The sequence below is a fragment of the Actinophytocola glycyrrhizae genome, from assembly GCF_042653545.1.
Taxonomy (GTDB): Bacteria; Actinomycetota; Actinomycetes; order Mycobacteriales; family Pseudonocardiaceae; genus Actinophytocola; species Actinophytocola glycyrrhizae.
On record NZ_JBHSIS010000011.1, the window covers coordinates 110,972 to 130,202 of the forward strand.

At 72.5% G+C, this 19,231-nt stretch carries 24 protein-coding genes; 9 read left to right on the forward strand and 15 right to left on the reverse strand.

The window, feature by feature from the left end; genetic code table 11:
• Positions 1 to 63: 63 nt before the first annotated feature.
• A complete protein-coding gene (gene lexA, locus ACFPCV_RS25455) occupies positions 64 to 714 on the forward strand; it encodes a transcriptional repressor LexA (RefSeq protein ID WP_378058851.1) in 651 nt (216 codons plus the stop codon).
• A gap of 432 nt (positions 715 to 1,146) precedes the next feature.
• Here the strand turns inward: lexA and ACFPCV_RS25460 are convergent, their stop codons facing one another.
• Positions 1,147 to 1,731: a helix-turn-helix domain-containing protein gene (locus tag ACFPCV_RS25460; RefSeq protein WP_378058852.1), complete on the reverse strand. Its 585-nt coding sequence runs from the start codon at positions 1,729 to 1,731 to the stop codon at positions 1,147 to 1,149.
• Positions 1,732 to 1,811: 80 nt separating this feature from the next.
• On the opposite strand from ACFPCV_RS25460, the gene ACFPCV_RS25465 reads away from it, so the two are divergent.
• The gene (locus ACFPCV_RS25465; protein ID WP_378058853.1) at positions 1,812 to 2,768 is read left to right on the forward strand and encodes an NAD(P)/FAD-dependent oxidoreductase; all 957 of its coding nucleotides are present in this window, start codon (positions 1,812 to 1,814) and stop codon (positions 2,766 to 2,768) included.
• A 99-nt stretch (positions 2,769 to 2,867) separates the two neighbouring features.
• On the opposite strand, the gene ACFPCV_RS25470 is transcribed toward ACFPCV_RS25465, so the two are convergent.
• The 11 genes from ACFPCV_RS25470 to ACFPCV_RS25520 form a co-directional block, all read right to left on the reverse strand.
• Complete coding sequence (locus ACFPCV_RS25470; protein ID WP_378058854.1) at positions 2,868 to 3,413, reverse strand: alkaline shock response membrane anchor protein AmaP; 546 nt, start codon at positions 3,411 to 3,413, stop codon at positions 2,868 to 2,870.
• Positions 3,410 to 3,946 (reverse strand): DUF6286 domain-containing protein, encoded by a 537-nt coding sequence (locus tag ACFPCV_RS25475; RefSeq protein WP_378058855.1) that lies wholly within the window; start codon positions 3,944 to 3,946, stop codon positions 3,410 to 3,412. The genes ACFPCV_RS25470 and ACFPCV_RS25475 overlap by 4 nt, the downstream gene beginning before the upstream one ends.
• Complete coding sequence (locus ACFPCV_RS25480; protein WP_378058857.1) at positions 3,943 to 4,320, reverse strand: Asp23/Gls24 family envelope stress response protein; 378 nt, start codon at positions 4,318 to 4,320, stop codon at positions 3,943 to 3,945. The genes ACFPCV_RS25475 and ACFPCV_RS25480 overlap by 4 nt, the downstream gene beginning before the upstream one ends.
• Positions 4,317 to 4,493, reverse strand: a complete 177-nt coding sequence (locus ACFPCV_RS25485) for a hypothetical protein (RefSeq protein ID WP_378058858.1) — start codon at positions 4,491 to 4,493, stop codon at positions 4,317 to 4,319. Before ACFPCV_RS25485 ends, ACFPCV_RS25480 begins: the two co-directional genes overlap by 4 nt.
• On the reverse strand, positions 4,493 to 4,954 hold the full coding sequence (locus ACFPCV_RS25490; RefSeq protein WP_378058859.1) for an Asp23/Gls24 family envelope stress response protein: 462 nt from the start codon (positions 4,952 to 4,954) through the stop codon (positions 4,493 to 4,495). Before ACFPCV_RS25490 ends, ACFPCV_RS25485 begins: the two co-directional genes overlap by 1 nt.
• 55 nt (positions 4,955 to 5,009) lie before the next feature.
• Positions 5,010 to 5,297, reverse strand: a complete 288-nt coding sequence (locus tag ACFPCV_RS25495; RefSeq protein ID WP_378058860.1) for a hypothetical protein — start codon at positions 5,295 to 5,297, stop codon at positions 5,010 to 5,012.
• Complete coding sequence (locus ACFPCV_RS25500) at positions 5,294 to 5,680, reverse strand: hypothetical protein (RefSeq protein WP_378058861.1); 387 nt, start codon at positions 5,678 to 5,680, stop codon at positions 5,294 to 5,296. Before ACFPCV_RS25500 ends, ACFPCV_RS25495 begins: the two co-directional genes overlap by 4 nt.
• Entirely contained in the window at positions 5,677 to 6,225 is a 549-nt protein-coding gene (locus ACFPCV_RS25505; protein WP_378058864.1) for an Asp23/Gls24 family envelope stress response protein, read from the reverse strand. Before ACFPCV_RS25505 ends, ACFPCV_RS25500 begins: the two co-directional genes overlap by 4 nt.
• Positions 6,216 to 6,770, reverse strand: coding sequence for an RNA polymerase sigma factor (locus ACFPCV_RS25510; protein ID WP_378058865.1), 555 nt, complete (start codon positions 6,768 to 6,770; stop codon positions 6,216 to 6,218). Before ACFPCV_RS25510 ends, ACFPCV_RS25505 begins: the two co-directional genes overlap by 10 nt.
• A 74-nt stretch (positions 6,771 to 6,844) precedes the next feature.
• Positions 6,845 to 7,855: a TerC/Alx family metal homeostasis membrane protein gene (locus ACFPCV_RS25515; protein ID WP_378058866.1), complete on the reverse strand. Its 1,011-nt coding sequence runs from the start codon at positions 7,853 to 7,855 to the stop codon at positions 6,845 to 6,847.
• Between the two features lie 157 nt (positions 7,856 to 8,012).
• Positions 8,013 to 8,993 (reverse strand): LysR family transcriptional regulator, encoded by a 981-nt coding sequence (locus tag ACFPCV_RS25520; RefSeq protein ID WP_378058867.1) that lies wholly within the window; start codon positions 8,991 to 8,993, stop codon positions 8,013 to 8,015.
• A 66-nt stretch (positions 8,994 to 9,059) separates the two neighbouring features.
• Between ACFPCV_RS25520 and ilvD the strand changes: the two genes are divergently transcribed.
• The 5 genes from ilvD (at position 9,060) to ACFPCV_RS25545 (ending at position 13,513) form a co-directional block, all read left to right on the forward strand.
• Entirely contained in the window at positions 9,060 to 10,754 is a 1,695-nt protein-coding gene (gene ilvD / locus ACFPCV_RS25525; RefSeq protein WP_378058868.1) for a dihydroxy-acid dehydratase, read from the forward strand.
• A 63-nt stretch (positions 10,755 to 10,817) separates the two neighbouring features.
• Positions 10,818 to 11,444 carry an RNA polymerase sigma factor gene (locus ACFPCV_RS25530; protein ID WP_378058869.1) on the forward strand — a complete coding sequence of 209 codons (627 nt, stop codon included), beginning with the start codon at positions 10,818 to 10,820 and terminating at the stop codon, positions 11,442 to 11,444.
• Entirely contained in the window at positions 11,441 to 12,346 is a 906-nt protein-coding gene (locus ACFPCV_RS25535; protein ID WP_378058870.1) for a hypothetical protein, read from the forward strand. Before ACFPCV_RS25530 ends, ACFPCV_RS25535 begins: the two co-directional genes overlap by 4 nt.
• Positions 12,347 to 12,527: 181 nt before the next feature.
• On the forward strand, positions 12,528 to 12,869 hold the full coding sequence (locus tag ACFPCV_RS25540) for a DUF952 domain-containing protein (protein WP_378058871.1): 342 nt from the start codon (positions 12,528 to 12,530) through the stop codon (positions 12,867 to 12,869).
• Positions 12,870 to 12,961: 92 nt separating this feature from the next.
• Positions 12,962 to 13,513: a dihydrofolate reductase family protein gene (locus ACFPCV_RS25545; RefSeq protein ID WP_378058872.1), complete on the forward strand. Its 552-nt coding sequence runs from the start codon at positions 12,962 to 12,964 to the stop codon at positions 13,511 to 13,513.
• A 120-nt stretch (positions 13,514 to 13,633) separates the two neighbouring features.
• Here ACFPCV_RS25545 and ACFPCV_RS25550 read toward each other — a convergent pair whose 3' ends face one another.
• The 3 genes from ACFPCV_RS25550 to ACFPCV_RS25560 all read right to left on the reverse strand — a co-directional run bounded on the left by ACFPCV_RS25550 (position 13,634) and on the right by ACFPCV_RS25560 (position 16,255).
• Positions 13,634 to 14,950, reverse strand: coding sequence for a lipase family protein (locus ACFPCV_RS25550; RefSeq protein WP_378058873.1), 1,317 nt, complete (start codon positions 14,948 to 14,950; stop codon positions 13,634 to 13,636).
• An 83-nt stretch (positions 14,951 to 15,033) separates the two neighbouring features.
• Positions 15,034 to 15,222, reverse strand: a complete 189-nt coding sequence (locus ACFPCV_RS25555) for a hypothetical protein (RefSeq protein ID WP_378058874.1) — start codon at positions 15,220 to 15,222, stop codon at positions 15,034 to 15,036.
• A 121-nt stretch (positions 15,223 to 15,343) separates the two neighbouring features.
• Positions 15,344 to 16,255, reverse strand: coding sequence for a DUF1996 domain-containing protein (locus ACFPCV_RS25560; protein WP_378058875.1), 912 nt, complete (start codon positions 16,253 to 16,255; stop codon positions 15,344 to 15,346).
• Positions 16,256 to 16,419: 164 nt separating this feature from the next.
• On the opposite strand from ACFPCV_RS25560, the gene ACFPCV_RS25565 reads away from it, so the two are divergent.
• Positions 16,420 to 18,132 carry a discoidin domain-containing protein gene (locus ACFPCV_RS25565; protein ID WP_378058876.1) on the forward strand — a complete coding sequence of 571 codons (1,713 nt, stop codon included), beginning with the start codon at positions 16,420 to 16,422 and terminating at the stop codon, positions 18,130 to 18,132.
• 36 nt (positions 18,133 to 18,168) lie between these two features.
• Positions 18,169 to 19,170, forward strand: coding sequence for a LacI family DNA-binding transcriptional regulator (locus ACFPCV_RS25570; RefSeq protein WP_378058877.1), 1,002 nt, complete (start codon positions 18,169 to 18,171; stop codon positions 19,168 to 19,170).
• Positions 19,171 to 19,231 lie beyond the last annotated feature (61 nt).

A 19,231-nucleotide genomic window follows, 5' to 3' on the forward strand; every position in this document is an offset into this window, starting at 1 on the left:
ACCCGAACAGGGAGAGGCTATGGCCACCGTTCGGGTACGAACAGACCGCCCTAGGATCTGGCGGTGACCATTTTCGACGATCTCGGGCTCGACGCATCGACCCTGCCGGAGCGACAGCAGCGGATCCTCGCCACCATCCGCGACTGGGTGGTCGAGCACGGCTACTCGCCGAGCACCCGGCAGATCGGCGACGCGGTCGGGCTGCGGTCGACGTCGTCGGTGTCCAAGCACCTCGCCAGCCTGGAGGACAAGGGTTTCCTGCGGCGCAGCGCCTCGGTCAGCAGGCCGATCGACGTGCGCGCGTTCCTCGCGGGACCGGCGGGCGCAGGCGAGTCGGGGGACTCCGTGCCCGTCCCGGTGGTCGGTGACATCGCGGCCGGTGTGCCGATCGCGGCGCAGGAACACGTCGACGACGTCCTCACGCTGCCCCGAGGACTCACCGGCCGCGGCAACGTGTTCGGCCTGCGGGTCCGGGGCGACTCGATGGTCGACGCCGCGATCTGCGACGGCGACATCGTCGTGGTCCGCCAGGAACGCGAGGCCCACTCCGGCCAGATCGTCGCCGCGATGATCGACGAGGAGGCGACGGTGAAGGTGTACCGCCGCCGCGACGGGCACGTGTACCTGGAACCCCGCAACCCGGCGTACGACGTCATCGACGGCGACCGCGCGGTGGTGCTGGGCGTGGTGGTGTCGGTACTGCGCAGCGTGTAGGTGTTCGATTCCGTGAAGATCATGTGAAGTGCGCACCCGCAGGGCGGGCCAGTGCTGTGAAAGGGCGCGTTCACGGCACAACAAGTGCCGTCGATGGGCCATTCAGGACGCCCAGCGCCCTGAACGCGCCTTTCAGGGCATTGCCACGCCGTCAACGCGCCCATTCACGGCACCAAACCCCCCGGGTGCTACGCGCCCCGGGCCCGCGCAGCGGGGCCCAGCCTGCGCAACCCCGACGGTGGCGTAAGCCCACACGGGATGGCAGGCAGACCCGAACCCAACCGCAGCCCAACAGCATCCCCCGCCACCCCCGAGACCTGCCCGTCCGGCGAGGACAAACCCACAACACCAACCGCAGCCAGCACACCCGACCCAAACCGGACCGATCCGACCAGCACACGACGACCCACTCACGGGGCAGTCCCTGTTGTCTCAGGACTTCCGGAGCGGGCGGGCCCTCAGATGTGCGCGTTCGCCCTGTTTGCCGAACAGGCTCAGGAACTCGACCGGCTCGGCGTCCGCGGCGCCGAACCAGTGCGGGACGCGGGTGTCGAACTCGGCGGCCTCGCCGGGGGCCATCACGAAGTCGTGCTCGCCGAGCACCACCCGCAACCGTCCGTTGAGGACGTACAGCCACTCGTAACCCTCGTGCGTCTGCGGGTCCGGTTTCCGCCTGCCGTTTCCTGGCGGGATCACCAGCTTGTAGGCCTGTATGCCGCCCGCGCGGCGGGTGAGCGGCAGCATGGTCATGTCGCCGCGCTGCACCGGGCGCAGGTGGATGCGCGGGTCGCCGGTAGGTGGCGCGTCGACCAGTTCGTCGAGCGTCACGTGGTACGCCTTGGCCAGCGGCAGCAGCAGTTCCAGCGTCGGCCTGCGGGCGCCGGACTCCAGGCGGGAGAGCGTGCTCACCGAGATGCCCGTCGCCGAGGACAGGTCGGCCAGCGTCGTCTCCCGCTGCTTGCGCAGCGCGCGCAGCCGGGGGCCTACGGCGTCCAGCGCCTGATCGAGGTCGTCCATCCGCCCAGTTTGCCAGTTCGGCAAAGCTATTTGCCACCTGAGCGGGGCCGTGGGCATCGTTGGCGGCGGAGGTGGTCAGGATGACCGAGTACGACGTGGTTGTCGTCGGCGGCGGTGCCGCCGGGCTGAACGGGGCCCTGATGCTGGTCCGCTCGCGGCGGTCGGTGGTGGTGGTCGACTCAGGCAGACCCCGCAACGCGCCCGCCGACGGGGTGCACGGGCTGCTGGGCAGGGAGGGCACGCCGCCAGCCGAGCTGCTGGCCCGCGGCCGGGAGGAGGTCCGCCGCTACGGCGGCGAGATCCTGCCCGGCGAGGTGGCGGACGTGACCCGCGACGGCGAGCGGTTCACCGTCACGCTCACCGACGGGAGCGCGCTCCACGCCCGCCGCCTGCTGGTGGCGACCGGGCTCGTCGACGAGCTGCCCGAGCTTCCCGGCCTGCGGGAACGCTGGGGCAAGGACGTGGTGCACTGCCCGTACTGCCACGGCTGGGAGATCCGCGACCAGGCGGTCGGCGTGCTGGCGACGGGGCCGATGTCGGTGCACCAGGCACAGATGTTCCGGCAGCTGTCGGCGGACGTCACCTACTTCGCGCACACCGCGCCGCCGACGGCGGAGCAGGCGGAGGAGCTGGCCGCACGCGGCATCCGGGTGGTGCCCGGCGAGGTGGCGGGCCTCGAGATCGCCGACGACCGGATCACCGGGGTGCGACTGGCGGACGGCACGGTCGTGGCCCGCACCGCGGTGGCGGTCGCGACCAGGATGGTGGCCAGGGCCGGGTTCCTCGCGAACCTCGGGCTGCGGCCCGTGCCGCATCCGGCCGGCGTGGGCGAGCACCTGCCCGCCGACCCGATGGGCCGCACCGACGTGCCCGGCGTGTGGGTGGCGGGCAACGTCACCGACCTGATGGCACAGGTCGGCCCGTCCGCCGCGGCGGGTGCTGGCGCCGGTGCGCAGATCAACGGCGACCTCGTCGCCGAGGAGACCAGGAAGGCCGTCGCCGCCTACTCGGCACCCACGCACGGACGAATGCCCTGAAAGGCGCGTTCAGGGCGCTCAGTGACCTGAACGCGCCTTTCAGGGCATTGCCCGCGCACCAAAGCCAGGGCGCTCCCGACCTCGCCGGGTGGTGAGGGGTCACTGGACCCTGGCGCCCGCCTTCGTGGTGAAGCGGAACTCCACCGCGGTGGGCAGGGTGTCCAGGTCCAGCGCCTGCCGCAGCCGGGGGAGCGCGTAGGTGCCGATGTGTTCCCGCACGGCCGCCACCGACGCGTCCTGTTCGATGTCGACCACCACCGCGAGCCGCGGCGACTCCTGCGGTCCTGCCAGCGCCGCGCGTGCCGTGTGCACGCCGGGGCACGCGGTCACGTCGGTGACGAACGGTGCGGTCGCGGTGCTGGTCGACAGCTCGGTGCGGCCGGGCTCGGGGTCCTCTTCCAGTTGCCACGTACGGGTTTTCGTCGCCGGGGTGAGCTGGGTCAGCAGCCAGCGCAGTGCGAGCAGCGCGGCGACGACGCCGACCGCGGCGACGACGTACCACACCCACGTCGGCGGTGTGGCCGTGCCCGGCGCCAGCCGTGCACCGCGGTCCACGACCGTGAGCACGCCGGTGTTCGTCACGACCGCGAACACGCCCGCCAGCAGCAGGACCAGCCCGATCACCGCGAGCAGTACCCGGTTCACCGCGCCTTCCTCGTGGTCGACGTTCGCGTGTGGACGGTCAGGTCGGTCGCCGGGCCGATCTGTGCCAGCCGGTGCGTGACGGCCGAGGTCACCGCGTCCCCGAGGCCTGCCGTGGTGACCCGGTGCGTGCGGACCGCGGCCCGCACGCGGCGGCGGCCGAGGCGCAGCCGCGCCGAGGACACCCCGTCGACGGACGCGGCAGCGGCCCGCAGCGTGCCGAGGAGACCGCGCCGGGACGCGCCCGTGTCGAGCTCGGAGTCGTCGTCCCGCAACGGAAGCACGGTCGGCTTGCCCGGCAGTAACGCGGCGGTCAGCACCAGGAGACCCAGTACGGCGACGACGATCCCGGCGATGAGCACGGCCGTGTCCTGCCAGCGCGTGTCGTACAGCGTCCGCGCCGCCCAGTCGTAGCTGACCCACGGGCGCTCGCCGAGCAGCGACTGGATCGCGACGACCGCCGCCAGCACGCCCGCAGCACACAGGACCAGTGCGACCACGGTGGCCGCGATCCCGCGCCGTGGCCGCCGCTTCACGACACCCTCCTCGGGGCCGCGACGTCCTGGTACAGCTCGGTGACCGTGACGTCCACTGTGGACACGTGGAGGCCGGTGAGGCCGCCGACCCTGGTCGTCAGGTGCTCGCGGGCCCGGCGCGCGGTGGCCCGCACGGACGCCGGGTACGCGACCGACATCCGCACGGTCAGCTCGACCTCCGCACCGGCGACCCGGGCGGATACGCGGGCATCGCGGTCCGCCCCGTCCGCACCGACCGCGATGCCCAGCATCGTCCGTGCCGTCCCGCCTACACCGTCCACTTCGGACAACGCGTGCGCTGCGATGCGTTCGACGGCGTGCGCACCGACCGTGGTCCGGCCCCGGCTCGCGGGTGCCGAGGTGGCGGCGGTCATCCCCGGTCCCTGCCCATCAGCGCCGCCAGGTCCAGTTTGCCGTCGGCGTACCGGCCCACCAGCAGGCCGAGCACCCCGAGGACGAGCACGACGAGGAACGTGCCGAAACCGCCGAACGCGGCCGCCATGCCCAGTGCCAGCCCGGTGAGCAGGCCGATGTGTGCCGAGCTCATCACTGCACCCTGTTCTGTTCCGGCTCGGCGTCGTCGTCGCTCGGGATGTACACGTCGCTGACGTTGATGTTGACCTCGACGACCTCGAGCCCGGTCATCTGCTCGATCGAGGTGATCACGTTGCGGCGGATGGACCGCGACAGGTCGGTGATCGCGACGCCGTACTCGACGACGATCTGCAGGTCGACGGCCGCCTGCTTCTCGCCGACCTCCACCGCGACACCCTGCCCGGCGCTTGCCGTGGCACCCGGGATGCGTTCCCGCAGCGCGCCGAGCGCACGGGCGGTGCCGCCGCCGAGCGCGTGCACACCGGAGATCTCGCGGGTCGCGAGACCGGCGATCTTCTGCACCACGGTGTCCGCGATCGTGGTCGATCCCTGGTTCGTCACCAGGCGGGAGACCGCGCTGTTGTCCTCGCGCTTGGTCTCGTTCTCCGTTGTCTTGGCTGCTGTTCCGGTCATGATGTCCTCCCTGTTCGTTGTCGGTACTGCATGGACACGCCGTGACGTCGGTTCGTCACGCGGTGGCGTCGATGTCGGTGACCACCAGCCGCAGCAGGGTCTTCTCCCTGCCGACACCGGCGAGGGCCTGCCGGAGAGCGGTTTCCGCCCGCCGCAGCAAGGGCGGTAAGGGGAGCGCGAGCGCGACGAGCCGCACCTCGACGACCTCGGGCCCGACGTCGACCGAGAGCAGGTCGAGGTCCCACGGGAACCGCTCGACCCGCGGCGTCGCGGGCCGCAGCTCCGGCACCGTCCGCAGCGCGGCGAGCAACACCTCGGCGACCGAGCCGGTGGTCGCGGTCATCTCGGCAGCTCGATGTCGAGCACGGCCACGGTCACCGCCGCCGAGATGCCCGTGGCCTCGGCGAGTTCCGCCGCCACCGCCGCACGGACGGCGTTGCCGACCGCGATCGCCTGCCCGGAAACCGCGATCCCGATCTCGACGTGCGGTCTGCCGTCCGCGACGAAGACCCGGACGCCCTCGGTCGGCGCCGGGGTGAGCCCCTTGACCCGCTGCCGCGCGGCCCGCACCACGGACGTGACGAGCCCGGTGACCCCTGGCTCGACCCGCCGCACCCCGGGCACGGCCGCGGCCGCTCGGGCCGCGACCGCCGCGACCACGGCGGGTGAGAGCGCGGCCTCCGACCGGGCTCCGGCGACCGAACTCTCCAGCGCGATGGGGATCATGCCCGGCCTCCGGTGTCGTACAGGTCCGCCACGGTCACGTCGAACCGCGCCAGCCGCACCCCGACCTGGGCCGCCGCGGCGCTGGCCACCCGTGTCCGCACCTCGTCCAGCGCGGCGAGCGCGAACAGCCCGAACTCGACCGCGACCGCCATGTCCACCTCGATCGCCAGGTCGTCGCCGGGCACCTCGGTGACCCGGCAGCCGCGGGCGCGCACCCCGTCGACCCCGTCCGCGGCGAACCGCAGCACCGCGGCCACCGCCTGCGCGCTGACCCGCACACCGCCCTCGGCCGTCGCCGGGCCGAGCAGCTCGTGCCTGCGCAGGTCCGCGCGGACCGCCGACATGATGCGGTCCGTCAGGTTCATCGACGGCGCGGCGTCGTCCTCGGCCAGTTCCCTCGTCAGGTCGCGCAGCACCGTGAGGCTCTGCCGCGCGCCCTGGCAGTGGGGGCAGGTGCGGTCGTGCTCGTCACCGCCGTCGAGGTGCTGCCACACGTCCTCCACGTCCCGGCCGCACGGCAACGCGTAACCCTGGTTCACCGCCACGGCGACATCACCTCCGCGAGCTGGGCACGGGCCCGCGCGATCCGGCCGCGCACCGCGGTGGCGGTGGTGCCGATGGCGCGGGCGATCTCCTCGTAGGACCGGCCGTGGACCTCACGCAGCAGCCAGCAGGCGCGTTGCTCCGGCGTCAGCCGGTCCAGCGCCGACACCAGCGCCGACATCTGCGCGCCGGTCTCCGCGGCCCGCTCCGGTCTGCCGTCCGGGGACGGTGACTCGCGCGTGTCCAGCTCGACGTCGGCGACCGGTTTGCGGGCACGGATCACGTTCAGGCACCGGTTGGTCGTCGCGCGGTACAGCCAGCCGACGAACGCGCCGTCGTCGTGCAGCTGCGACAGCCGCCGCCACGCCGTCAGGAACGTCTCCTGCACGACGTCCTCCGCGTCGGCCGGGCTGGACAGCATGCGCAGCGCGAGCCGGTAGATCGGCGCCTGGTAGCGGCGCACGACCTGCTCGTAGGAACGGACGTCGCCGTCTCTCGCCCTGGCGACGAGCGTCGCCGTGTCGAGCGCGGTGTCGAGCGCGGGCATGTGACCCCCTCCTGCGAGGTGCCCATCAACAATTGACAGACACGGGGGCCGCCCAAACGTCACGGGCGGTTCAGTCACCCGTCCGGATGACCGCGCTCACCCTTGCGGTGCGCCCGCAGTGAACCGGGGTGGGCCTTGGCCGAGGGGTCCCTGCGGGTCTTGACGAGGCTCGCGACCGTCACGACCGCCAGCACGGCGACGATCACGCCGAGGCTGAGCGGTGTCGGGATCTCCGGGACGCGCTCGTCGATGTCCACGTGCGCCCAGTGCAGGATCAGCTTCACCCCGATGAACGCGAGGATCAGCGCGAGACCGGCCGACAGGTACACCAGGCGGTCCAGCAGGCCCTTCACGAGGAAGTACAGCGCACGCAGGCCCAGCAGCGCGAACGCGTTGGCCGCGAACACGATGTACGCCTCGTCGGTCACCCCGAACACCGCCGGGATCGAGTCCAGCGCGAACAGCAGGTCGATGCTGCCGATCGCGACCAGCACCACCAGCAGCGGGGTGGCCATCCGCCTGCCGTCGACCTTCGTGACCAGCCTGCCGTCCACGTACTCGTCGGTCAGCGGCAGCACCCGGCGCGCGGCCTTGACCATGACGTTGTCCTCGATGTCGGGGTCCTCGTCGCGGTGCCGGAACAGCTGGATCGCCGTCCCGATCAGCAGCAGCCCGAACAGCAGGAACATGAACGAGAACAGCGACAGCAGCGTCGCGCCGAGCATGATGAAGATCGCCCGCATCACCAGCGCGAGCACGATGCCGAACGTGAGGACCTTGTGCTGGTGCTCCTCCGGGACGGCGAACGTGGTCATCACGATCACGAACACGAACAGGTTGTCGACCGACAGGCTCTTCTCGACGATGTAGCCCGCGAAGTACTCGGTGCCCGCCGCACCGCCGTAGGCCATCGTGAACCACACCCCGAACGCGACCGCGACGGCGATGTAGAACACCGACCACGCGGTCGCCTCCTTGAACCCGACCCGGTGCGGCCGGATCCCGGCGGCGACGAGGTCCACCGCGAGCAGGACGACGATGAGGCCGATGGTGACGGCCCAGGTGACTCCGCTGATGTCGAGCACGCGCCGATCCTCACCCGCCACCGCCGGTCCCGCACGACGAGCCACGCGGCCGCACTCGCTCGGAAGGCGCGGCCATCGACGCCGTCGATGGGCCGCAGCGCGGATGAGCGTTGGACCGGCGGCCGGCCCGGGCGAACACTGGTGGCGTGAACGCGGATCAGGACGACCCGGGACGGCTGCCGATGGCCTTCGCCGTCCGGGTCCTCGTCCTCGCGGCGCTCGCCGGGATCGTGGGCTGGGTGCCGCTGCTGCTGTTCCTCACCGTGGTCGGCTGCTGGCTCGTCAGGTGCGCGAGCAGGGCCCGCGCCGCCGGGTTCGACGGGACCGGGGAGCGGCCCGCCAGGTAGATGGTGCGGGTGAGACCGGCCTTCGTCACGGTCGCGAACGGCAGGCCCGCCCGTTCGGCAACCCCTCGCGGCACGACGGTGACACCCAGCCCGGCGGCGACGAGGTCGAGCAGCAGCGGGATGTGCGTCGCCTCGCAGACCGGGTTCGTCGCCAGCCCGGCGTCGGCGAACCGGCGGCGCACCATCGCCTGCATGCCGCTGCCCTGCAGGTCGACGAACGGTTCACCGTCCAGTTCGGACAGCCGTACCCGAGCCCGCCCGGCGAGCCGGTGCCCCGGGTGGGTCACCAGCACCAGCTTCTGGCGCCAGGTGGCGAACACGGCGAGGTCCGGTGGCAGCGGCCCGTCCGCCGCCAGGTACGCCAGGTCCAGCTCACCACCCGCGACCGCGGCCGCCAGCGCGGGCACCAGACCGTCCCGCACGTGGATCTGCACCCCCTCGTGCCGCCGCCGGAACTCGCCGAGCTCACGCGGCAGGTCCACCATCGTCAGCGCCTGGATGGTGCCGATCGACACCCGCCCCCGGTGCAGGCCGAGCACCGCCGCGACCTCGCCGCGGGCCGCGTCCGCGTCCGCCACCATCCGCCGCGCCACCGGCAGCAGCGCGTGGCCCGCCTCGGTCAGCAGGACACCCCGGCTGGTGCGCTCGAACAGCGGGGAGCCCAGGTCGGTCTCCAGTTTGCGCACCGACGCGGACAGCGCCGACTGCACCATGTGGATCTCCTGCGCCGCCGGGGTGAACGCGGAATGCCGCGCCACCGCCAGGAAGTGCTCGATCTGCCGCAACTCCATCCGGCGATGCTATTGGCGGTCGCCCGTCCTACGGTGGACCCGACCGGCCATCGCAGGGAGGCGTCCATGGAGCTCAGGCACCGTTCGCGCGCGCTCGTGGAAGGGCCCGCCAGGGCCGGGGCGCGGGCACAGCTCAAGGGCATGGGCTACGACGACGACGCGCTCGGCAAGCCGTTCGTCGGCGTGGCGCACTGCTGGACCGAGACCATGCCGTGCAACTTCACGCACCGCACGCTCGCGGCGGCCGTGAAGAACGGGGTGCTGGCGCGGGGCGGCACCCCCATGGAGGTCAACACGATCGCGATCTCCGACGGCATCGCCATGGGCACGCCCGGCATGCGGACCTCGCTGGTGTCGCGGGAGGTCATCGCCGACTCGATCGAGCTGGTCGCGCGCGGGCACTGCTTCGACGCGCTCGTCGGGATCGCCGGGTGCGACAAGACGCTGCCCGGTGTGGTGATGGCCATGGCCCGCCTCGACCTGCCGGGCGTGCTGCTCTACAGCGGGTCGATCCGGCCCGGCTGCTGGCAGGGCAGGGACGTCACCGTGCAGGAGGTGTTCGAGGCGGTCGGCGCGCACTCGGCGGGCCGGATCACCGACGCGGAACTGGCGGAACTGGAGGCGGCCGCGTCACCGGGGGTCGGCGCGTGCGGCGGGCAGTTCACCGCCAACACGATGGCGATGGTGTTCGAGGTGATGGGCCTTTCGCCGCTCGGCTCGGCCATGGTGCCCGCCGAGGACGACGGCAAGCCGGGGGTCGCGGAGCGGGTCGGGCACCTCGCCATGGACGTGCTCGCCGCCGGCATCCGGCCACGGGACGTGATCACCCGCGCGTCCATCCGCAACGCGATGACCGCGGTCGCCGCGTCCGGCGGCTCCACCAACGCCGTACTGCACCTGCTCGCGGTCGCCGCCGAGACGGGGGTGGTGGTCGACATCGACGACATGGACGAGATCAGCGCCAGGACCCCGCTGATCTGCGACCTGCGGCCCGGCGGGCGGTTCGTCGCCACCGACCTGTACGCGGCGGGCGGGGTGCCGCTGCTCGTCCGGCGTCTCCTCGACGGCGGGCTGCTCGACCCGGACGCGATGACCGTCACCGGGCAGACCATCGGCGTGGCCGCGCACGACGCCGCCGAGACCGAGGGCCAGGAGGTGGTCCTGCCGCTGGACCGGCCGCTCAAGCCGACCGGCGGCCTCGCGATCCTGCGCGGCAACCTCGCACCGGAGGGCTCCGTCGTGAAGCTGTCCGGGCACGAGCGGCTGTACCACCGCGGGCCCGCGCGGGTGTTCGACGGCGAGGAGGCCGCGATGGCCGCCGTGCTCGCCGGGGGGATCAGGGCCGGTGACGTGGTCGTCATCCGGGCGGAAGGACCGGCGGGCGGGCCGGGCATGCGGGAGATGCTCGCGGTCACCGGCGCGCTCATGGGTGCGGGCCTCGGCGCGGACGTCGCACTGCTCACCGACGGCCGGTTCAGCGGCGCGACCAGGGGTTTCATGGTCGGGCACGTGGCGCCGGAGGCCGTGCGCGGCGGACCGGTCGCGGCCGTGCGCGACGGTGACCAGGTCACCATCGACGTCGCCGCCCGCCGCATCGACGTCGACCTGTCCGACGAGGACATCGCCGTGCGCGTGGCGGACTGGCGGCCACCGGCCAACCCGCACCGGACCGGCGTGCTCGCCAAGTACGAGGCCCAGGTCGGCAGCGCCAGCACCGGCGCGACCACCAACCCGGCGCTGCCCCCGCGTGGGGGCGTGTGACGTTTCCGGTGGACCGTGCGCCAACACTGGTGGGGTCCATCTACGTCGAGTCGAGGTTGCTGAGTGACAGCTGGTCAGACGGCGGCTGACCTGTCCGCGGCGGTGCGGGCGGCACGGGGCGGGAACGAGGCGGCGTTCCGGCTGCTGTACCGGGAGGTGCAGCCCGGTCTGCTGCGGTACCTGCGCGGGCTCGTCGGCGGTGAGGACGCCGAGGACCTCGCGTCGGAGACGTGGCTGCAGATCGCCCGCGACATCCGCACCTTCCGCGACGACGGCGCGGGCGGGTTCCGCGGCTGGGCGGCCACCATCGCCCGCCACCGCGCGCTCGACCACGTCCGGCGCGCGCAGCGGCGGCCCGTCGCCGGGCTGAGCGCGGACGTGCTGGTCGACCTGCCGGACCGCAACGACACCGCGGAGCAGGCGATCACGCAGGCCGCGACCAACGCGACCGTCGAGCTCATCGCCACCCTGCCCCGCGACCAGGCGGAGGCCGTGCTGCTGCGGGTCGTGCTCGGCCTCGACGCGCAGGCCGTCGCCGCCGTGATGGGCAAGCGGCCGGGCGCGGTGCGGACCGCGGTGTGGCGCGGGTTGCGCAAGCTCGCCGAGCGGCTCGACCAGACCGGTGACCGGCGGGTCACGACCACCGGTGTGACACGTACGGGCAAGGCGACGCCTAGGAAGTCGTCATGAGCATTCAGCGATCGCCACGCGTGGACCGCGGCACCGCCGAGCAACTGGTTGCCGGCAAGGGTGCCGGACCGGTCGCGTCCGTGCTGCGCGCCGCCGCCGCGCCCGCGCACCACGACGAGCTGGCCGGCGAGGACGCGGCGGTCGCCGCGTTCCGCGCGGCGGCGACCTCGGTCGCCCCGGAGCCGGTCAGGCGCTCGGTGTTCCGGGCCGCGTTCGCGCGGGTGCTCACCGTCAAGGCCGCGCTCGTGCTGGCCGTCGCGGGCTCCACCGGGATCGTGCTCGCCGCGAGCGAGGGCGCGCTGCCCGTGCCGTGGTCGAACAACCCGGCGGTCCCACCCGCCACCACCACGACCACGACGACCACCCCGCCGACCACGAACGCTCCCGGCTCGGACACGCCTGGCGCCCGCACGAGCGACGGCAGGCAGCCGCCCGCGGCGCCGGACCCGTCGATCGCCGGTCTGTGCACGGCGTACGCGGCACACGAGGACAAGAACCTCGACAACCCCGCGTTCCGCGCGCTGGTCGACGCCGCGGGCGGCAAGGACGAGGTCGCCGGTTACTGCGAGGTCGTCGAGGCCGCCACGTCGAACGCGCCTGCCGGTCCGGGCAGCAGACCGAGCACGCCCGGCAAGCCGGACGACCCGGGCGCGAGCGGGAACCCGGGTCAGCGCCCGGCGACCCCACCCGCCGGGCGGCCGCCCGAGCCGCCACGTCCCGGCCAAGGTGAGCGGCCGGGCGCCACCGACCCCGGCAAGCCGGACAATCCGGGCAAGTCCACACGCACGACCGACGAACCGACGAGCGAACCAGCCGTCACCAAGACTCCGGGCAGCCCCACCCGCGGCGCCGCACATGCCGTGCCCCCCAGCGGCGCCGAACCGCCGTCAACGGGCGGCTGACCGGACGGAGTGGGTTCGGGCCCAACGACCCCAGATCCGGCCCGAACCCACTCCCACCTGCCAACGACCACCTCGGTGGTCGTCCTGGCCGAGGACCGAGACGGCTCACTCGGGACCTCGGCCGCCGCCGGTGGCCCGGGTCTGTCCGGGCCACCGGCACCCAAACGGTTAGCGTGTGCGGGTGATCCTGCACATCACCGACCGGGCCGCGTACCGCCATGGCGAGCCGGTCACCGCGCCGTCGCTCGCGACCGAGGGTTTCGTGCACTGCTCCGACCCCGGCACCGTGCACCTGCCCGCCGACCGGCTGTACGCGGGCCGCACCGACCTGCTGCTCCTCGAGATCGACCCGGCGAAGCTCGACGTGCCGCTGCGCTGGGAGCCCGGGGCACCGCCGATCCCGGGCGGGCCGTGGTTCCCGCACGTGTACGGCCCGATCCCCGCCGCGGCCGTGGTCGACGTGCACGAATTCCCGCCAGGGCCGGACGGGTTCACGCTCCCGGCCTCGCTCCAGCGGGGCTGAGCGCGCGCTCGGCGAAAACCTCGCCGCTGACGTAGAGAACCCGGTGCCCGCTCCGACCTGATCCCGTGACCACCGGGAAGAGGAGCAGGGAAATGAGCAAGGTCGTCTACTGGGTCCACGCGTCCGTCGACGGTTTCATCGCCGGGCCGAACGGCGAGTTCGACTGGCCGGTCATGGGCCCGGAGCTGAGCGCGTACTCCGACGGGCTCAACGAGCGGGTCGGCACGTTCCTGTACGGCCGGGTCGTGTGGGAGCTGATGTCGGGCTACTGGCCGACCGCCGACCAGATCTCCGACCACCCGCACGACCTCGCGTTCGCGAAGGTGTGGCGGAACATGCCCAAGGTCGTCTTCTCCCGCACCCTCACCGAGGCCGGGTGGGGCGCGCGGGTCGAGACCGACGTGGTGGGCGCTGTCCGTGCGCTGAAAGCACGGCAGGACAAGGATCTCCTGCTCACCGGCGGCGCCGGGCTGGCGGCCGCGCTCGCCGCGCTGGACCTGATCGACGAGTACCAGGTGGTCGTGCACCCGGTCGTGCTCGGCGGCGGCAAGCGGCTGTTCCCGCTGGCCGGGCGGTTCGACCTGAAGCTCGCGGCGACGCGGCCGCTCGACGGGCGTGCGGTGCTGCTCAGCTACCACCGGTGAGCTGGGTGCCGAGCGGGGTGCGCGCGTGCCGCAGCAGGCGGCCCTGCGCCCGACCCGCGCGAGTCCCCCGTTCAGGACCCGCGAGTCCCCCGTTCGCGACCGCTGAGTTCCCCGTTCCGGTCAGAGCTGGGCGAAGAGCCAGTCGTCGGTGCGGCCGGGGTCGCGGACCGCGGCCGCGATCTCCGCCGCGGGCACCGAGTCGCTGCTGCGCGCCAGGTGCAGCACCGCGTCCGCCAGGTCGTGCACGGCCGCCTCGAACCCACTCGCGGTGCCGGAGTCCAGCCAGTGCAGGAACTCCCGCTGGTCGACCGTGGCACCCGAGCGGGCCGCGACCTGCCGCCACAACGTGCCGTACCCGCGCCGCACCGCCTGAGCGGCAGGCGAACCAGGCGGCTCGCCGCACGCCTGCACCAGCCGCAGCGCGCACACCGCGAAGTCGTCGCCGGTCAGCCTGCCGTCGCGGTCGCCGGTTCGCCTGCCGAAACCGGGCCGCCGCGCCCACGCGACCATCTCGTCGAGGCCGACGCGCAACAACCCGAGGTGCGTGGTGTCGTGCCGGTCGAACCGCACGTCCGCGCCGGTCCGCCGGACGTCCCTGAAGTAGCCGGCGACGACGTCGGCCGGGACCGCGTCGTCGGCGTCGCCCGCGGTCATCAGCACCGGCCGGTCCATGCGGGTCACCGGCACGCGGCACGCGTCGAGCACCGGTGCGACGCCGGGCCGCCGGTGCAGGTCGGTGAACCCGCCATCGTCGTTGGTGACGCCGTCGACTGCGTCGGCCACCTCGTCGAACGTGGCCCGCCCCGCGAGCGCCGCCAGCGCCCGCCCGGTTTCGGTCAGGAAGTCCGCGCGCACCCCGGTGAGCAGGAACGGCACCAGCGGCGACACCGGTGCGGCGCCGTCGGCGGTCAGTTCGGCGGCGATCAGCGGCGGATGCACGGGCGGCGCGATCGCGACCGTGCCGCGGAAATGGAGTTCCGGCGCGTAGTGGCTCGCGACCAGCCCGGTGAACAAGGCCGCGTGCGCGCCACGCCCGAACCCGACGGCGAGCCACGTACGTCCCACGCGCGGGTCGGACTTCCTGGCCGCGCGGACGATGTCGATCATGTCGTCGGCGAGGGCCTCGCCGTTGAGGTACGGGTGCGGGCCGAGGTCGTGGTGGTCGGCGACGGTGACCGCGTACCCGGCGGTGAGCCACCGGTCGGCGTGCACGCGTTCCGGCGCGGCGAGGCCCGGGCCGAGACCGGTCGCGTAGCTGACGACCGGCCAGCCACCGGCCGGCGGCGATCCGACCGGCAGGAACAACGACCCACCCGCCGTGCGACCCGAACCGTCGTATCCCTTGCCGTGGAAGACGATCCGGGTCGCGTCGGCGGCGTGTGCCGGCCACTGCCCGTCGGGCACGGGGTGTCGCTCTGGCACATCTCCGGGTCGCACGTGGTGGAAGGTAACGGGTCCGCCACGGGGTTACGGCCCGGGTCACCCGGCAGGACCAGGACGTCACCCCGATGCCGCAGCGGTCAGCGGCGCATCGACCAGCGGCGGCCGCCGTTCCTGGCGGGCATCCGGGTGCCGATGCCTGCCATGTGCAGGGCCAGGCACAGCAGACCCGCCGTGACGAACGCGCTGGCCGCGATGCCGATGGAGGCTTCGGCCAGATCCATGATGAGAGCGATGGCGAACAGAACCGCTGCGAGGATCGCGAGCATGGCGGGGATCCTTTCTGGGACCTTCTTTCCGCCGGGATACCCGGTTGTGGCCGGGGCAATCCCTTGTGCCGCAGTGTCTCCGGCACCGGCCGGGTGGTATGACCGGTGCCGGAGACCGATCTCACGGCCTGCCAGGCAGGCGGTGGTTCGCGCCGAGCACCGCGCCGCGGTGCGGTTTGTACTGGTCGTAGCCGCGCGGGTCGCACTGCAGGCCGCCGTTGATGCAGTGGCTCACCAGTGCCGCGAGCGTCGGCTCGTCCCATGCGTTGAAGAAGTCGTAGTGCCAGCTGAAGCCGCGGCCACTCGCCAGCCGGACCTGGCTCAGGTTCCCGTCGACGGGGAACGCGATCTTGAACTCCAGCATCGGCACCGGCTTCGGGTGCGACGACGGGCAGACGCCGTTGCCCGGATAGGCCATGTGGCTCTTGTGGTCGGGGGGGTCCAGGTGCACGCCGTCCCAGCAACTCGGTGCCTGGAACCGCACGTTCAGCTGGGTGCCCGCCGGGCAGTTCGCCGGGAAGTCCCAGTTGAAGGCGGAGTTCCCGCATTCCCAGCCCTCCACGCGGCCTGGGTGGTCGCGGAACTGGTCCACAGTGGACTGCGGGCTGCCGGCCACGTACCGCAGTCCGGGCGGGAACGGCCGCACGTCCTGGTACCGCTCGATGCCGGCCTTGTAGTAGATGACCTGCCTGAGGTTCGGGATCACCGGCGTGTTCCCGTTGAACATGGTCGGGAACCAGTAGGCGGACAGGTCGTCGGGCGCGAGGCACGACGTGGCGCCCACCCCCGCGGCCCGCAGCGACTCCAGGGTCGTGTGCGCGTTCGTGGTGGTGTTGCCGGTGAAGCTGTGCTCGTGCGAGGCGCCAGGCAGGTTCGGCAGGACGATCGGGTCGTCGGGCAGCCGGTGCGTCACCGAGCAGTTGACCTGGAACTCGTGGTGCGTCACGTCGTCAGCGGGGTCGGCCGTGGCGGGTGTGCTCAGCAGTGCCGCGACGGCCAGTCCGGCCGCCGCCAGCGCGAGATGTCGTCTCATCAGGGTGTACTCCTCCTCGGCAGGGCGAGGGAGAGCGCTCTCCCATGAGCCTAGCGGTCGGTGTCAAGGCCACCCTTGACATGCGGGCAATCTGCCCGTAACACTCGGAACCGAGTGGGAGAGCGCTCTCCGAACCACTCCGAGAACCCTGCTGAGGAGTAGCGATGAAGCGCGCTATCGCGCTGGTACTGGCATTGCTCGCCGGTCTGCTCACGGTCGCGGCGCAATCCGCGGCCGCCGCCCCGAGCGTGGTCGCTGTGACCGGCTCTCACGGCGACTGGCGGCTCACCGTCGACGGCGCCCCGTTCCAGGTCAAGGGCCTCACCTGGGGGCCACCGGTGTCGGAGGCCGCGAGTCGGATGCCCGACCTGCGGTCCATGGGCGTCAACACGGTCCGCACCTGGGGCACCGACGGCACGTCGGCGCCGCTGTTGGACGCGGCGGCCGCCAACGGCATCAAGGTGATCGCCGGTTTCTGGTTGCAGCCCGGCGGCGGCCCCGGCAGCGGCGGCTGCGTGAACTACGTGACCGACGCGAACTACAAGTCCACGATGCTCGCCGAGTTCACGCGCTGGGTCGATGTCTACAAAGGACATCCAGGGGTGCTGATGTGGAACGTCGGCAACGAGTCCGTGCTCGGCATGCAGAACTGCTTCTCCGGCGCCGAGTTGGCAAACCAGCGCAACGCCTACACGAGCTTCGTCAACGAGGTCGCCCGCGCGATCCACCGCATCGACCCGAACCACCCGGTGACGTCGACCGACGCGTGGACCGGCGCCTGGCCGTACTACAAGGCGAACGCACCCGACCTCGACCTGTACGCGGTGAACGCCTACGACGCCGTGTGCGGTGTCCGCGCCGACTGGGAGGCCGGTGGCTACACCAAGCCCTACATCCTCACCGAGGGCGGCCCCGCCGGTGAGTGGGAGGTGCCAGACGACGTCAACGGTGTGCCTGCGGAACCGTCCGACGTGGCCAAACGGGACGGCTACCGGCAGGCGTGGGACTGCCTCACCGCGCACACCGGCGTCGCGCTCGGCGGCACGCTGTTCCACTACGGCACCGAACAGGACTTCGGCGGCGTGTGGTTCAACCTGGTGCCCGGTGGCGAGAAGCGGCTGTCGTACTACTCGGTCGCGGCCGCGTTCGGCGGCGACGCCGGTGCGAACACCCCGCCGGTGATCTCGCGGATGAACCTCTCGCGCGTCACCGACGTGCCCGCGGGCGGCACCTTCACGATCGACGTCGGCGCGTCGGATCCCGACGGCGACGACATCTCCTACCGCGTCATGCTGAACAGCAAGTACATCGACGACGCGGGCGCGCTCGTGCCCGCGTCGTTCACCGGCGGCGGGCCGTTCACCGTGCGCGCACCGGACCGCCTCGGTGTCTGGAAGGTGTACGTGTACGCCCGCGACGGGCACGGCAACGTCGGCATCGAGACGCGGTCGTTCCGGGTGGTCGCGCCGGAGCCGGACGGCGTGAACGTGGCCAGGGGCAGGCCCGCGACCGCCTCGTCGTACCAGCAGGTGGGGGACGGGGCGCCGTTCCCGCCGTGGAACACCGTCGATGGAGCGCTCGCCACGCGCTGGGCGTCGGACTGGAGCGACCCGCAGTGGCTGGCCGTCGACCTCGGCGCGGTGACCGCGTTCCAGCACGTGCAGCTGGTGTGGGAGGCGGCGTACGGGCGCGCGTACGAGCTGCAGGTGTCGGACAACGGCACGGACTGGCGCACGGTGTACGCGACGACCAGCGGTGACGGCGGTGTCGACGGCATCGACGTCAGCGCGTCCGGCCGGTACGTCCGCCTGTACGGCACGGGACGGGGTACCGGCTGGGGCTACTCGCTGTACGAGCTGGGCGTCTACCAGCGCTGATCGTCTCGGAGAGCGCTCTCCCGTACGATTCACCCCATGAAAGCACGAACGCCACGGCGCACCCCCACGCTGGAGGATGTGGCCAGGGTCGCCGGGGTGTCACGCGCGACCGTGTCGCGGGTGGTCAACGGCATCCGCAACGTCGACCGCGACATCCAGGAGGCCGTGCGGCGGGCGATCGAGAAGACCGGGTACACCCCGAACCAGGTGGCCAGGTCGCTCGTCACCCGCCGCACGGGCGCGGTGGCGCTGGTCGTTTCGGGCGCCGGTGACGACGTGTTCGGCGACCCGTTCTTCGGCCGCGTGGTCAGCGGGGTGGTCGACTGCCTGCGCAGGCACGGCACCCACCCGCTCCTGATGCTGGCCGACACCAACTCCGCCCGCGACGACGTCATCTCCCACCTGCGGCAGGGGAGCGCGGACGGCGCGTTGCTGGTGACCACCCACCCGGACGACCGCCTGCCGATGATGCTCGCGATCGCGGGCATCCCGGCCGTCGGGTTCGCCGCCACCGCACATCCACTGTCGCATGTGGACCTGAAACACGCGGCTGGCGGTGAGCTGGCGGCCTGGCACCTCCTGGACCGCGACCGCTCCCGGCTGGCGACGATCTCCGGGCCCCGCGACGTGCCCGCGAGCCGGGAACGCCTTGCGGGCTTCCGCCGGATAGCGGGCGACGACATCCCGAACGTGGCAGGCAACTTCACGATGGCGAGCGGCGAGGAGGCCATGGCCGAGCTGCTGGGAATCCGCCCGGACCTGGACGGCGTCTTCGTCGCGAACGACCTGATGGCCCAGGGCGCGCTCGGCGTACTGCGGTCAAGGGGCCGGACCGTACCCGGCGACGTGGCGGTGGTCGGCTTCGACGACAGCAGCGCGGCCCTCGCCGCCCGCCCGAAGCTGACGACCATCCGGCAGCCGGTCGAGGAGATGGGCGCCGCGATGGCGGAACTGCTGCTCGACCACATCGCGGAACCGGGCCTGCCGCCGACCTCCCGGATCTTCGAACCCAGCCTGGTGATCCGCGATTCCACCTAGTGTCCCGCGCCGGAAATTCGCCTACAAAATCGGGCGAGTGACTCGAGGATCTCTTCGGCGG